The sequence below is a fragment of the Marinobacterium profundum genome, from assembly GCF_001528745.1.
Classification (GTDB): domain Bacteria; phylum Pseudomonadota; class Gammaproteobacteria; order Pseudomonadales; family Balneatricaceae; genus Marinobacterium_A; species Marinobacterium_A profundum.
This window is the reverse complement of the sequence record NZ_BCNS01000108.1, coordinates 12,695-27,926: the sequence shown is the minus strand read 5'-3', so window position 1 is coordinate 27,926 and position 15,232 is coordinate 12,695. Positions and strand designations below refer to the sequence as shown.

Here is a 15,232-nt window from a genome sequence, read left to right as displayed (position 1 = left end):
GGGCAGGTAGAGTGGTGAAATGCGGGGAGCGGGGGAAGAGGCGAAGGCGTATAAGGGACAGTCATTGCGCAGTGGCCAGCGTGCCGCCGCCATCATGAGCCTGATCCAGTCCGCCAAGTTGAATGGGCATGAACCCTATGCCTATCTGAAAGATGTGCTGACCCGGCTACCGACCCAAAAGGCGAGTGCTATCGGCGAGCTACTTCCGCACAACTGGAAAGCGCCGGCTAACAAGGTGTGATCGCCGTTCGCTTACCATGGACGTACTTATCCTGCGAGTGCAGGGATGCACAGGAGCAGGGCTTGTACCAAGCCCGAGCCCCTCAAGTTTCTTCGCATATACAAAAAAGGCCGCCCGAAGGCGACCTTAGTCTGGCAAGCCGCAAAATCAGACGTCGAGGTAATCCAGGATGCCTTCAGCCGCATCGCGACCTTCAGCGATAGCCGTGACGACAAGATCCGAGCCACGCACCATATCACCGCCGGCGAACACTTTGGCGTTGGTAGTCTGGAACGGGAAGCGACCCTCAACCCTGGGCTTCTGATCAGCCTGAACTCGGCCGTCTTCATGCAACGCAATATCGAAGTCTGCCAGCCAGGGTGCCGGGCTTGGACGGAAGCCAAAGGCAACCTGCACCGCATCGGCTTCGAAAACCTCTTCAGAACCCGGTACAACTTCGGCGCGACGACGACCGTTCTGATCCGGCTCACCCATGCGGGTTGTCACCAGCTTCACGCCCACAACACGACCTGCTTCGCCGACGATCTCAACTGGCTGGCGGTTGAACAGGAACTCGACGCCCTCTTCCTTGGCGTTCTCAACTTCGCGGCGTGAACCTGGCATGTTGGCCTCATCACGACGGTAGGCACAGGTCACACTCAGGGCGCCCTGGCGAATCGAAGTCCGGTTGCAGTCCATAGCAGTATCGCCACCGCCCAGCACCACAACGCGCTTGCCCGCCATGTCGATATATTCCGATGGATCCTTTTCAAATCCAAGGCAATGATTGACGTTGGATATCAGGAACGGCAGCGCATCAAAAACACCATCCAGATCTTCACCCGGGAAGCCACCTTTCATGTAGGTGTAGGTGCCCATGCCAAGGAAGACTGCATCGTATTCTTCAACCAGCTGCGCCATGGTGATGTCAGTGCCGACGTTAACGTTCAGACGGAATTCAACACCCATCTCGGTGAACATCTGGCGACGACGTTTCATGACATCCTTCTCGAGTTTGAACTCGGGAATGCCGAAGGTCAGCAGACCACCAATCTCTGGATGACGATCAAATACCACCGGGGTGACACCGTTGCGTACCAGAATGTCAGCGCAGCCCAGACCCGCTGGGCCTGCACCTATGATGGCGACCTTCTTGTCAGTGCGTACCACCTTGGACATATCCGGCTTCCAGCCCATGGCGAAAGCGGTATCGGTGATGTATTTCTCCACCGAACCTATGGTCACGGCACCGAAGCCATCATTCAGGGTACAGGCGCCTTCACACAGACGGTCCTGCGGGCATACACGGCCACAGACTTCTGGCAGTGAGTTGGTCTGATGACTCAGCTCGGCCGCTTCCAGAATGTTGCCTTCCGAAATCAGCTTGAGCCAGTTCGGAATATGGTTGTGCACCGGGCACTTCCAGGAGCAATAGGGATTGCCACAGTCCAGGCAGCGATGGGACTGATCAGCCACATCGTCCGGCTTGAACGGATCGTAAATCTCGGCAAACTCGTGCTTGCGGACCTCGGCATTGATTTTACCCGGCCCTTCACGGGACACATCGAGGAACTGGAAATCGTTACTCAGACGGTTAGACATAGTCCCCACCTCTTCTTGGGCGCCCGCCAGTGGCGGGCACTCGTTAATCTGTCATCAAAGAATCGCGCAGACCCGACACAGCTTAGCTGTGCGGGGCCTGCTGACCCGAGGGATAAAATGGCGTTTTATTCCGGACGCTTGCGCATGTTATCCAGCAAGGCGTTCAGGCTCGCAGCCTTGGGCTTAACCAGCCAGAAGCGCGGGATGTAATCGAAGAAGTTATCCACAATTTCCTGCCCCCACTGGCTGCCCGTTTCCCGGACGAATTCGATGATTACCGAACGCAGGTGGTTCTTGTAGACCTCCATCTGCTCAGTGTGAATACGGTGAATCTCGACCAACTCGTGGTTGTACTTGTCCACGAAGTTGTTTTCCAGATCCAGCACATAAGCAAAACCACCGGTCATGCCTGCACCGAAGTTGTAACCGGTTGGGCCCAGTATAGTGACCAGACCGCCGGTCATGTATTCACAGCAATGATCGCCAGCACCTTCCACTACGGCGTGTACGCCGGAGTTACGCACCGCGAAGCGCTCACCCGCACTGCCCGCTGCGAACAGCTTGCCGGCGGTGGCGCCATAAAGGCAGGTATTGCCCATGATCGCGGTTTCGTTGGACTTGAAGGTAACTTCCTTGAACGGATAGAGCACCAGCTTGCCGCCCGCCATGCCCTTGCCGACATAGTCGTTGGCATCGCCTTCGAGGATCAGGTTCTGACCACCCGCATTCCAGACACCGAACGACTGACCCGCATGACCACGGAAACGGAAGGTAACAGGCTCCTCCGCCATGCCATTATTGCCGTAGCGCTTGGCAATGGCACCGGAAGTGCGGGCACCTACAGAGCGGTCGCAGTTGCAGATCGCCAGCTCCCAGTCACCGCCGCGCTTGGCTTCAATTGCCTCGCCCGCCAGCTCCAGCATGGCACTGTTGAGTTCGCCCTTGTCGAACGGCTCATTGCGGCTCTGCTGCACCGTATGCGGATACTCGCTCGGCACGCCGCCATCACTGATGATGGGGCTCAGATCCAGACCCTTCTGACGTGACGTTTCACCTTCGAGCAGAGTCAGCAGGTCAACCCGGCCGACCAGCTCTTCCATTGTGCGTATGCCGAGCTGCGCCATCCACTGACGGGTTTCTTCAGCCACAAAGCGGAAGTAGTTTTTAACCATCTCCACTGTGCCGCGGAAGTGATCCCGACGCAGATCATCATTCTGAGTCGCCACGCCGGTGGCACAGTTGTTCAGGTGACAGATGCGCAGGTATTTGCAGCCCAGCGCCACCATTGGCATGGTGCCAAAACCAAAGCTTTCGGCGCCAAGAATCGCGCCCTTGATAACGTCGAGGCCGGTTTTCAGGCCACCGTCTGTCTGCAGGCGAATCTTGCCGCGCAGCTGGTTGCCACGCAGTGACTGGTGCGCATCCGCCAGACCCAGTTCCCAGGGTGAACCTGCGTAATGGATCGAGGTCAGCGGCGATGCCGCCGTGCCACCATCATAACCGGAGATGGTAATGAGATCCGCATAGGCCTTGGCCACGCCGCAGGCAATGGTGCCGACACCCGGGCGCGATACCAGCTTGACCGACACCAGCCCTTCGGGGTTGATCTGCTTGAGGTCGAAAATCAGCTGTGCCAAATCTTCAATCGAGTAGATGTCGTGGTGCGGCGGCGGTGAAATCAGGGTCACACCCGGCACCGAGAAGCGCAGACGGGCAATCAGCTCATTGACCTTGCCACCCGGCAGCTGGCCACCTTCACCGGGCTTGGCACCCTGGGCAACCTTGATCTGCATGACATCAGCGCTCATCAGGTATTCCGGCGTCACACCGAAACGACCCGAGGCCACCTGCTTGATCTTGGAGCGCTTCATGGTGCCGTGACGCAGCGGATCTTCGCCGCCTTCACCGGAGTTGGAGCGACCGCCGAGCTCGTTCATGGCTACCGCCAGAGACTCGTGCGCCTCCGGTGACAACGCGCCCAGGGACATGGCTGCGGAATCAAAGCGCGGGAAGATTTTTTCCACCGGCTCGACCTGATCCAGCGGAATCGACTTGGTATCAGTGCGCAGCGCCAGCATGTCACGCAAAGTAGCGATACCGCGCTTGTTCACCAGGTCGGCATAACGCTGGTACTTGACCGGATCACCTGTGGCAACCGCTTCATGGATAGCCACAACCACATCAGGGTTGTAGGCGTGATATTCGCCATCGTGCTTGTACTTCAGCAGGCCGCCGGGCTGAATCGGCTTGCGGGCCGTCCAGGCTTCCTTCGCCAGCTGAGCCTGCTCGAATTCGAAGTCGCTGAAACGCGCGCCTTCGATGCGGCTGACCACACCCTTGAAGCACAGGTTCACGATCTCGGAGCTCAGACCTATGGCTTCAAACAGCTGGGCACCACGATAGGACGCAATAGTGGAGATACCCATCTTCGACAGGATCTTCAGCAGGCCCTTGTTGATGCCCTTGCGGTAGTTCTCGTGGGCATCCAGCGGTGCCATCTGCAACTCGTTGCTGGCGCAAAGATCGTTCAACACGCGGTAGGCCAGGTACGGGAAGACCGCTGAGGCACCAAAACCGAACAATACGGCAAAGTGGTGCGGATCGCGGGCAGTACCTGTTTCCACAATCAGGTTGCAGTCGCAACGCAGGCCTTTTTCCACCAGACGGTGATGTACAGCACCGGTTGCCATCGCAGCATGAATCGGCAATTTGCCCTTTTCAATCGCCGCATCGGACAGCACCAGCAGCACCTTGCCGCCGCGCACTTCCTGCTCGACCTGATCGCAAAGGTTGCGCAGCGCCTGCTCCAGACCCGTAGCTGGATCGTAGTTCAGGTCGATACAGACCACACCGAAGCCCGGCACATCGTTATCACGGATACGGTGGAACTTGCTCGCCGACAGCACCGGCGTGGTCAGAATCACGCGCCGCGCATGTTCCGGCGTATCTTCAAAGACGTTGCGCTCGGCACCAATACAGGTTTCGAGCGACATGACGATAGCTTCACGCAGCGGATCGATGGGCGGGTTGGTCACCTGCGCAAACTGCTGGCGAAAGTAGTCATAGGGTGAACGAATGCGACTGGACAGCACCGCCATCGGCTTGTCGTCACCCATCGAGCCCACCGCTTCCATCGCCGTTTCGGCGAGCGGACGGATGATCTGATCGCGTTCTTCGAACGTAACCTGGAACATCTTCATGTGGGTTTTGACTTCATCGGCCGACATCTCTTCGAACGAGCGCGACTCTTCGGTGAAGTTCATGGTGGTTTCAAGACGCAGCGAGTTCTCTTTTAGCCACTGCTTGTACGGGTGACGCTTTTTGAGGTCATTGTCGACATCAGCGGTGTGCAGCACATCACCGGTCTGGGTATCGATAGCCAGAATCTGGCCCGGTCCAACGCGACCCTGAGCCACAATATCTTCGGGCTTGTAATCGAACACACCAATCTCGGAGGCGGTGCAGATATAGCCCTGACGCGTCATTACCCAGCGCGACGGCCGCAGACCGTTACGGTCCAGCATGCAGACTGCATAACGGCCGTCGGTCATGACCATGCCGGCGGGACCATCCCAGGCTTCCATATGCATGGAGTTGAACTCGTAGAACGCCCGCAGCTCAGTATCCATGGTTTCGACGTTCTGCCAGGCCGGCGGCACTATCATGCGTACGGCACGGTAGATATCCATGCCGCCCACCATCAGGAACTCAAGCATGTTGTCCATGCTGGAGGAGTCCGAACCACTGGTGTTGACGATCGGCTGCAGCTCTTCGAGGTTGGGCAGCAGATCGGTGGCAAATTTCGGCGACCGGGCGCGAGCCCAGTTGCGGTTGCCTTCAATAGTGTTTATCTCACCGTTGTGGGCCAGGAACCGGAAAGGCTGAGCCAGTTTCCAGCGCGGCGCCGTATTGGTAGAGAAACGCTGATGGTAGGTACAGACCGCTGTTTCAAGACGCGGGTCGGCCAGGTCCTTGTAGAACACGGGCAAATCCACCGGCATGGTCAGGCCCTTGTAGGACAACACCTTGTCGGACAGGCTGCAGATATAGAAGTCTTCTTCTTCGCTCAGCGCAATTTCAGCCTTGCGACGGGCAACGAACAGACTGATCCCCAGCTCCTGCTCGGTTTTGCCGTTGGCATTGATCAGCACCTGCTCGATCAGTGGCAGCGTATCCCGGGCAATAGGTCCCAGGCAGCTTTCGTCCGTGGGAACCACGCGCCAGCCGGCAACCTCCAGACCCTGGGCCTGGAGTTCAGTATTGAGAATCTTGCGCGCCGCATCCGCTGGCGCCGCCGCTCGGGGCAGGAAGACCATGCCCACCGCGTATTGTTCTTGCAGCACAATGCCCAGTTCCTGTTGCACGACGGCACGCAGGAAGGAGTCCGGTTTCTGCATCAGCAGACCGCAACCGTCGCCGGTCTTGCCATCTGCAGCGATACCACCACGATGGGTCATACACGCCAACGCTTCGATGGCCTTCTCAAGCAGGTCATGACTCGGATTGCCCTGCATGTGAGCCATTAGCCCAAAACCACAGTTATCCTTGAACTCACCGGGGCGATACAGACCTTTGCTCATAGCCAATCTCACTTAAAAGTTCTTTTGTATCAATACGTTATCACTAACCTAGTCACCGCAGCCGCACAACTCAGGCAAAAAGGGAGGATCATTCTACACAGCCGCGTACTTCGGTACAAATTTTGCGCAATGCCCTGCGGTATCAAAAACTTCGTCTCAAGCGAGCGGTGCCTCTACAGAATGCGGCAATAACAACCAGTTCACTTGATCTTTTTTGACAGCCAACACTATAACGCACATGCAGCAAAATAACGCTACCGTCACACTTGCAGCTATACCAGCCTACACAAAAAGCAGCAATAACGGGAAATTAAACAAATAAATCAGCAGGCGCTAATTACTGCGCCGCAGCATTTCAACCACCGAAAAGACATCAACGAAAGTATCAGGCAGCCCGGACAAAAGCACGAATAAACTACCCACGCCAAAGCCGATTGGGCTCGCAGGCGTAACGATTTAGCGCGGCACCTTGCGGATATCCGCCTTTACGCTTTGTATGCTGCGCGCCCAGGGCTTGAGCTTTTGCAGTGACGCTGGCAACTCTTGTACCCCGGCACTGGCCTCTTTTCGGCTGCCGAAACGGCCAATAATCACCACGTGCCACGGCTTGCCTTTGTAGAGCGTGGAAAAATAGTGAAAGGCGGCAGGATCCTGCTGATCAGCGATAAACCCCCTCGCGGTCTCCAACTGGCGCGCCCCCAGAAGCTGCAGCGTATAGCCTTTGTCCGGCCAGCTCAGCAGCTCACCCCCTCCATCCATTTCGACAACCTGAGGCAAGGCCGTAGCCGCGCTCTTAGCCGCCGCAGCCAATGGCTTCGCGCCAGCACTTTCATTTACAATACTTTCTTTAACAGCGTTTTCTTTTACGGCACTTGAGGGCGGAGTCCGAGCGGCAACTTCAACCATACCTGGCTCAGGCTTGGGCGCTAAAGTCGGTTCGGCCGCAACAATCACCTCTACCAAGTCTGCATTCGGCTGCGCTGAGCCCCGCACAGCGGGCTGAGCAACAGCCTGAGTAACGGGAATCGTCTCGCGAGTATCAGGGAATAAGTCCTGCGCACTTAATGCCGGCAAAAATACCGGCACTGCGGGCCTGGTCGAATCGACCAGCACGTCAAGATCCTGACGATCAGACCGGTCGGCATCAGACGCTGCAGGCAACACAGCATCCTTAACCTGAACCCTTAACTGTTCAGTGAACTGCGGACGAGCTTCAATAACATTAATTGGCATTACCGGCTGATCCACAGACGCCGCAATAACAGGTACGGCCAGAGGTACGGACACCCGCTCACTGATACCGGAGGTGGACTCCGGCTGCCAGTAAATCCAGCCTGCCATGGCGACAATAACAACCAGCATCAGGGAGGCTCCACCCAGCACCAACCCTGATTTGTCCCGCCGCGCACGGGGCAATTTAGCCGGCATTGGCGACTTCAGCCGCAGAGCCTTGGATGCAAGCAGCTCCAGAGAACCAGGCATCCGGTCGCTGCTGTTGACCAGCTGCTGCAGCTTGCGACTATCCAGCACTTCCAGTGCCGGATAACGCAGGCGTATAAAATCGCCCGCTTCATCATCGCTAAATGGCTGCAGGGACTCCCGGTGCATTCGCCCCTCCAGCTCCTGGGCGAGGCCAGTCGTTTGCAGGCGCTGCACTATGTCGCGCCCCGCCAGTACTGTGCGTATAGACGTAATACCGGCACGCTGCAGATTGACCAGCAATTCCAGTGCATCATTGTCCAGCCTGTCGGCATCATCCACCACGAGCAGCCACTGCATACCGGCATCCCTGGCATACTGCGCTTCCCTGTGAATCAGCTCCAGCAAATGCCCATCGGTCTCGCAATCGGAAACATCCAGGCCACAGCCTTCGCCCAACAGACGCAGCAATGTCGAGGCACCCGTCGCCTGTTGCAGCACCAGGTGACACAAACGCCCGTCGCCAGTCTGAGGCCTCAACTGTCGCAGCAAACTGCTTTTGCCACTACCGGCATCACCCTGAACAACCAGTAGAAAATCGGAAAAGCGCACCAGATGATGCAGCTTATCCAGCAACTGCAGGCGCGATGGCGGCTCAAAATATTCAACGCTATTGTCGCCAACATAGGGCGAGGAAGAGGCCGCTGGCACTCCTGCTGCTATCTGCTGGCGCATATCTCCATTCACTGCCGTGCCAGCGCCAGTTGCGAGGTCAGGGTTTCGATCAGCAGCTCAGGCGCAAACTCGGATGTCACAATGCCTTTTCCCACAGCTTCGAGCAGTATCAGGCGCAGCTGACCATCGAGCACCTTCTTGTCGACCGCCATCAACGCCAGAAAATCATCTTCCGTCATGTTCGCAGGCGGCAACACTGGCAGCCCGGCCGCAAGGTGAATCGCCCTGATGCGCTCCAGGTCCGCATCACTCAGCCAGCCAAGCCGACGAGAAAGATCAGCGGCCATGAGCGTTCCCGCCGCCACTGCCTCCCCATGCAGCCAGTTGCCATAGCCCTGATTCGCTTCGATGGCATGCCCAAAGGTATGACCCAGATTCAGCAAGGCCCGTATGCCGGATTCCTTCTCATCCAGAGCTACCACCTCTGCCTTGATTTCACAGGAGCGGTATATGGCTTTGGCCAGGCAGTCGATATCCCCCGAGACCAGACGCGGCATCATGGACTCAAGCCAGTCGAAAAACGCGGCATCATAAATAAGGCCGTACTTGATCACCTCGGCAAGGCCCGCAGATAGCTCCCGCACAGGCAGGGTGGTTAGCACCGAGGTATCAATCAACACACACTGGGGCTGATAGAAGGCCCCAATCATGTTTTTGCCCTTAGGGTGATTAACGCCAGTCTTGCCGCCTACAGATGAATCCACCTGGGACAAGAGCGTGGTCGGCATCTGAATAAAATTCACACCCCGCTGATAGCAGGCCGCGGCAAAGCCGGTCATGTCACCCACCACCCCGCCACCGAGTGCAATCAGCGTGGTGGTGCGATTGTGTCTCAGTTCAAGCAAATGATCGAAAATCGTATTGAGATGTTCCAGGGTTTTATACTGTTCGCCATCGGGCAGGATCAGCGTATCAACCTGATAGTTCTGCAGCGCCTGCTGAACTGTCGCCAGATAGAGCGGAGCAACAGTTTCATTCGTCACAATGCAGACCTGGCGGCCGCTGATGTAGGGCTCGAGCAGCTTTTGCTGCAGCAAGCCTTCGCCAATATAAATGGGGTAACTGCGCTCACCCAAATCGACGCTTAAATTTTGCACCCGCAAATTACTCCTGTGTAGAAAGAGTCACCTGACCAGGCCGAGCTTGGACAACTGACGAAAAATCTCAGAGACGACCGCCTTGGGATGGCGCCTGTCAGTATGCAGGGTTATATCACAGGTCTGCCGGTAGAGTGGATCACGCTGAAGCAGCAGCTGCTGCAAAGTCTCGGCGGGGTTCTCGGTTTGTAACAGCGGGCGATTCTTGTCCCGCGCCGTGCGCTCGAGCTGCTGCTCAACAGTGGTATGCAGATAAATGACAACACCATGGGACTGCAGCGCAGCACGATTGGCCTCACGGATAACAGCACCACCGCCGGTCGCCAGCACGATGTTGTCACGTTCGCAAAGGTCGTGAATGACGGACTCTTCCCGCTCACGGAAGCCTGCCTCACCCTCAACATCGAATATCCAGGGAATATTCGCCCCAGCACGGGCCTCTATCTCCCTGTCACTGTCGATAAACTCCAGATTCAGCTCGTGAGAAAGAAGACGCCCTATGGTGCTTTTTCCAGCTCCCATAGGGCCAATAAGAAAGATGTTCAAGTTGTACCAAACCCCGATTACTGAACTGCCAGAGACTCCCTGATCAGCTTCGGCGTAATAAAGATCAACAGTTCCGTCTTGGTGTTGGACTGTTCACGCTTGCGAAACAGGCTGCCTATCACCGGAAGGTCTCCCAGCAGCGGCGTCTTGCTCAAGTTGTTTACTGTCTCGTTACGGAAGACCCCACCGAGAACCACTGTATCGCCATCCGCCACATTGACCGTTGTGGTCAGCTGGTTGGTATTGATCGACACCTCACCGTTGGGCAGTACCGCACCGACAGAGTCCTGGGTGATATCCAGATCAAGCGTAATGCGATCCCCTGGATTCAGCTGTGGTGTCACCTGCAACTTCAGAGTTGCATCTTCAAACTGGATGCTGACCTCACCATCTTCCACTGTCTGGTACGGAATCTGCACCCCGGACTCGATCAGCCCAGGTTTGCCATTGGTCGTAATAACCTTGGGCTGCGAGACGATTTCCGCCTTGCCTTCGGTCTGCAGCGCAGACAGCTCGGCCGACAGCAGGAAGTTATCGCGAATATAACTGAACACAATGGAGGACTGCGGCGTAACACCCAGATCCACCATCAGATTCGAATCCGTGATATTACCGGTAATGTTGGTACTGGACAAACCAGCATCCGTGACAGACCCGGCGCCACCATCTATAACGAAGCTGCTGTTCTTGCGATTCTCTACCGCCGATGCACCCCAGCGAATCCCCAAGTCTTTCTGGAAATCATTGGACGCCGATACGATGCGCGCTTCAATCAGAATCTGCGCCACCTCGACATCGAAGCGCCGCAGTGTATCACGAATGTCTTCGATTTGAGCCGCGGTTTCACGCACCATCAGCACGTTGGTTTCATCGTCTGACATGATAAAGCCACGCTCGGAAACCAGCTTGGCCTGCTCGACACGGGACTTCATTTCAGAGGACTTGCGAAAATCCACCTGTATGAATTCGGTTACCAGCGGCGCCAGCTCTTTCACCTGTTTCTGCGCTTCAAGCTCAGCCCGCTCGCGCTCAGCGATATCGGCAGCCTGTCCGATCAGCATTACATTACCCACGGTCCGTTGATCCAGGCCCTTAGTTTTGAGTACCAGATCCAACGCCTGGTCCCAGGGGACATCTTTCAGTCGCAGGGTAATGTTGCCGTCGACGTTATCATTAACCACAAGATTCATCTCGGCGACTTCTGCGATGACCTGCAGAATCGAGCGAATATCCACATTCTGGAAATTCAGACTTAGTTTCTTACCGGTAAAGGGGAAACGCTCCTTCTTGCGCTTCTCATCTTCGGCGTAAGTAACTGGGCGGAAATCGAGCACCAGCTGGCTACCGGTCTGATAGGCCATGTAGTCATAGGGAGAAGCCCCCGGCTTGACCAGAATAGTGGTGTTGGCGCCGCTACTCATGGCATCGATAAACATGACCGGCGTGGCGAAATCCTGCACATCGACACGCTGTTCAAGCGAGCCAGACAGGGAGGCACCCAGCAGGTTGATAACAACGTTATTGCCTTCTTCAATAATATCAAGGCCAGACTTGTCATCAGACATCGAAATCAGCACGCGACCGAGCCCGCCATCCATGCGTTCAAAATCAATACCCTGCACTCGTGTGCCCGCAGTGCTTGCTTCAGGCCTGGAGCTTTGCACCGTTTTTGCTGAACGATCGCGCAATGCCCCCGAAGCCAGCGCGCCTGCGGAACCGCCAAACACCATAAAGAGTGAGTTACCTTCGGTATAGGTCTGGTAGTCCACCATTTCATTGAGATTGGCAACGATGCGCAAGCGCCCACCAGTTTCAGCCATATTCAGACTGTCGACCTGCCCGGTCTTGATGTCCAGCTGACGTCGACCCAGGTCATTGCTCGCGCCGGCAAGATCCAGCACCAGGCGCGGCGGGCTGTCGATCACGTAGGCCCTGGGGGACGGCGGCGGCATATTAAAATCCAGCCGCACCTCCAGCTTGTGCCCCGGCAAGGCGACGAAGGATGAGTCCTTCAGCATCACGCTTTCGGCCCGCACCTGCAGCGCAATCAGACAACATGCCAGTATCAGCAATAACTGCCACCCAAGACCCCGCGACACGGAGTTATCCTTGCATATGCTGTATATATTCATAACCCTAGCTGTCCTTTGATCATTCTTCTTCAGGCAAGGCAATCACGCGCGGGCGCTTCATCCAGCCCCCCCGACCATTTTCAATAATTTCCACAAGCTCAAGGCCCAGCTCGGACACCTCCCGCACCTGACCATAATCCAGACCGATAAAATCCCCGTTACTCACGCGGTGAATTTCACCTTTGGGATCCTTCAGCAATGCCCAGAGGTTCCCACCATCGAGACTGGTGATGGTTCCCACCATGCTCAGGCCATCAATGGGAAAGGACTCAAGATAGACTTTAGGGCGGTCAGTATCGGGCTTCAAATCAGATACAGGCCCCTGATCCTCTTCAACCACCAGCTCGATCAGCGGCTGGAATGGATCACGCAGGCTGGCACCCTGATAAATAAAGGCCTCGTAGGACTTGAATTCGGGTAGAGGCTTTATTTTCCCGGGAGGTTTAGCCTGGGTTTGCTGCACGTAGGAGCGCAGATCTGCGGTATCTTCCACCCAGATACAACCGCTGACAAGGGTTGCGAGCAGGAGCAAAACCCCAGCCCTGACGGTGCTGCCAGCGACAGCGGCGTGCTTATTTGGTGTCATCATAACGATACGTCTTCGCCTGGATTGTCATCACCAAAGAGCCACTGCCCGGACTTACCTTGAAGTCGTGCAATGTCACTATTCGATCTATTGCCGCCACGCCGCTGACAAACTGCCCCAGCTCATGATAAGTACCGGCAACAGAAATATTTATGGGCAGCTCGATATAGAATTTGCTCTTGCGCTCCGACTGCAGCGCTATGCTGTTGATCGCCAAGCCGGCGCCACGCCCTATATCCGAAATATCTTCCAGCAGACCCGGCACTTCTTTATCCGTCGGCAGCTGGGTCAAGAGTTCGGAAAAGCGCCCCTCTACGTCCGCCATCTGCTTGCGCAGTGCAGGCAGGTTCGCCACCTGGAAAGCCTTGTTCTGGAATTCTTTCTTTATCGAGGGTTCCTTGGCCATTTCCCGCTCAAGACCTATGTACTGGTCGTTTACATGGAAATAAATTGCCGCCCCCACCAAGGCGCTGAACAGCAATACATACACAATGACCTTGACGCCTACAGGCCAGTTACCGGCCTCATTGACATCAACATTATTGATATCGAAACCCTTGAAGGCATTACTTAGGGCATTCATTATTATTGCCCTCCATCTTCTTTGGGTTTAGTCAGGGGTACGCTCAGGTTGAACTGGCGCACGGCGCCGGCACTTTTGACCTGTGACAGATTGGGCTCACCAAACCAGATGGAAGAGTCCATGCCTCGCATGAGATTGGATACATCCCTGTTTTGATCCGCAAGGCCATTGACCGCAACACTGTTACCACTGCGAGAAACGGAGGAATAATAAAGCTTGTCCGGTAAAACCCGCACAAGCTCATCGAAATAACGTACTACCAGTGGACGGTTACCTTGCAGCTCCTGGATGGCATTAAGCCGTTCGAGCAGGCGTTCGCGTTGCCGCTCCAACTCCCGTATTTCTTTTATTTTCTCGTCCAGCTTGGTTATTTCAACCTTGAGATAATTATTGCGAGCCTGCTGGCGATCCATCTGAACGTCAAAATAGTAGCTAATACCAAAAGATACTACGCCGGCCATAATGGCGGTAAATAACAAATTGGTAATGAATTGCTTCTGCCGTGCGGCATTTCGCTCTTCACGCCATGGTCGTAGGTTAATCCGCGCCATACGTTATCCCTATTGATCAAATGAGCGCATCGCAAGCCCGCAGGCTTTCGTTAGCAGGGGAGCTTCAGCCTCTAATCGCTGCTTGTTGAGCTTGGGGCTGACTTTCATTGCCGCAAACGGATTTGCAACAACGGTGGGTATACCCACTTCCGCTTCCATCAGCGACTCTATGCCATCTATTGATACAGCGCCACCGGCAATAATCAGCTGTGCCAGTTGCTGCTGCACACCGGAGGAATAAAAAAACTGCATGGATCGCGAGACCTGCTGCGCAATCGTCTGGCGAAATGGCATCACCAGCATTTCCCGAATATCGTCGCTCAACTCATTGTGTCGCAACGCCTGTTCGGCTTCAGCTGCTGGCATGCCGTACTGCTGCTGAATCGCATTTACCAGATCATCGCCACCAAAGGCCTGCTCGCGACTGTAGATAATGGCACCATCTTTGAAGACATTCAGCGTCAGAGTCGAGGCACCGACATCAGCCAATCCCACCAACTCGCCAGGCTTGACCGAATCACCCACAAGGCACGGATAGACCCGTTCCATGGCGTAGGTATCAACGTCGATGATCTCGCATTTGAGACCGGCACCATTGATGGCCTCTTCCCGCTGTTCGACATCCCCCCGGCGGCAGGCCACCACAAGTATATCGTTGAGATTAGCGACGCCCTCTACCGGACCTATCACTTCAAAATCCAGTGCAACCTCATCCAGCGGATAGGGGATAAACTGATCTGCCTCGATTTTGACCTGTTCTTCCAGCTCGAACTCATCAAAAACGTTGCTTATTTGCAGTTTCTTGGTAATCACTGCCGAGGAAGGGACCGCCGTTACCGCTGAATTCAGCTTCATCCCTATTTTGCGCAATGCTTTTTCTATCGCATCCGACACTTCGGAAATTTGCTGAATACTGCCATCAACCACTGTAGACGCAGGTAACGCCACCACTGCGTATGAGTTTAATGAATAATCGGTGCCACTTTTAGACAGCGCCACCAGCTTGACCGACGATGACCCTATGTCAACACCGACCCATGCTCCAGATTTGTTTCCTAGCAAGCTCAACACTGCTGTATTCCTTTGCAGACTGCAGGGTTTCTCATCGGACTCACCAACTCTAGCCATAAACCCAGCAAAATAAAACTATGCAATGCTAGAGGCTCCGGGTATGCAACCGA

At 55.6% G+C, this 15,232-nt stretch carries 10 protein-coding genes and 1 pseudogene; 1 reads left to right on the top strand and 10 read right to left on the bottom strand.

Annotation, left to right across the window (positions count from 1 at the left end; genetic code table 11):
- Positions 1 to 61: 61 nt before the first annotated feature.
- Positions 62 to 241, top strand: a pseudogene (locus MPRO_RS11135) (transposase domain-containing protein); the annotation flags it as partial.
- A gap of 147 nt (positions 242 to 388) precedes the next feature.
- On the opposite strand, the gene MPRO_RS11130 reads toward MPRO_RS11135, so the two are convergent.
- The 10 genes from MPRO_RS11130 to pilM form a co-directional block, all read right to left on the bottom strand.
- Positions 389 to 1,822: an FAD-dependent oxidoreductase gene (locus tag MPRO_RS11130; protein WP_067291975.1), complete on the bottom strand. Its 1,434-nt coding sequence runs from the start codon at positions 1,820 to 1,822 to the stop codon at positions 389 to 391.
- A gap of 125 nt (positions 1,823 to 1,947) precedes the next feature.
- Positions 1,948 to 6,402, bottom strand: a complete 4,455-nt coding sequence (gene gltB, locus MPRO_RS11125) for a glutamate synthase large subunit (RefSeq protein ID WP_067291972.1) — start codon at positions 6,400 to 6,402, stop codon at positions 1,948 to 1,950.
- 456 nt (positions 6,403 to 6,858) lie between these two features.
- Entirely contained in the window at positions 6,859 to 8,556 is a 1,698-nt protein-coding gene (locus MPRO_RS11120; RefSeq protein WP_067291969.1) for an AAA family ATPase, read from the bottom strand.
- An 8-nt stretch (positions 8,557 to 8,564) separates the two neighbouring features.
- Complete coding sequence (gene aroB / locus MPRO_RS11115; protein ID WP_067291966.1) at positions 8,565 to 9,653, bottom strand: 3-dehydroquinate synthase; 1,089 nt, start codon at positions 9,651 to 9,653, stop codon at positions 8,565 to 8,567.
- Positions 9,654 to 9,680: 27 nt separating this feature from the next.
- The gene (gene aroK, locus MPRO_RS11110; protein WP_439646784.1) at positions 9,681 to 10,199 is read right to left on the bottom strand and encodes a shikimate kinase AroK; all 519 of its coding nucleotides are present in this window, start codon (positions 10,197 to 10,199) and stop codon (positions 9,681 to 9,683) included.
- Between the two features lie 17 nt (positions 10,200 to 10,216).
- On the bottom strand, positions 10,217 to 12,331 hold the full coding sequence (locus MPRO_RS11105) for a type IV pilus secretin PilQ (protein ID WP_245635078.1): 2,115 nt from the start codon (positions 12,329 to 12,331) through the stop codon (positions 10,217 to 10,219).
- Between the two features lie 19 nt (positions 12,332 to 12,350).
- Positions 12,351 to 12,920 carry a pilus assembly protein PilP gene (locus MPRO_RS11100; RefSeq protein ID WP_245635077.1) on the bottom strand — a complete coding sequence of 190 codons (570 nt, stop codon included), beginning with the start codon at positions 12,918 to 12,920 and terminating at the stop codon, positions 12,351 to 12,353.
- Positions 12,904 to 13,500, bottom strand: coding sequence for a type IV pilus inner membrane component PilO (locus MPRO_RS11095; RefSeq protein ID WP_067291959.1), 597 nt, complete (start codon positions 13,498 to 13,500; stop codon positions 12,904 to 12,906). Before MPRO_RS11095 ends, MPRO_RS11100 begins: the two co-directional genes overlap by 17 nt.
- A 2-nt stretch (positions 13,501 to 13,502) precedes the next feature.
- Positions 13,503 to 14,051 (bottom strand): PilN domain-containing protein, encoded by a 549-nt coding sequence (locus tag MPRO_RS11090; RefSeq protein ID WP_067291956.1) that lies wholly within the window; start codon positions 14,049 to 14,051, stop codon positions 13,503 to 13,505.
- Positions 14,052 to 14,060: 9 nt separating this feature from the next.
- Complete coding sequence (pilM, locus tag MPRO_RS11085; protein ID WP_439646783.1) at positions 14,061 to 15,179, bottom strand: type IV pilus assembly protein PilM; 1,119 nt, start codon at positions 15,177 to 15,179, stop codon at positions 14,061 to 14,063.
- Between the last annotated feature and the right edge of the window lie 53 nt (positions 15,180 to 15,232).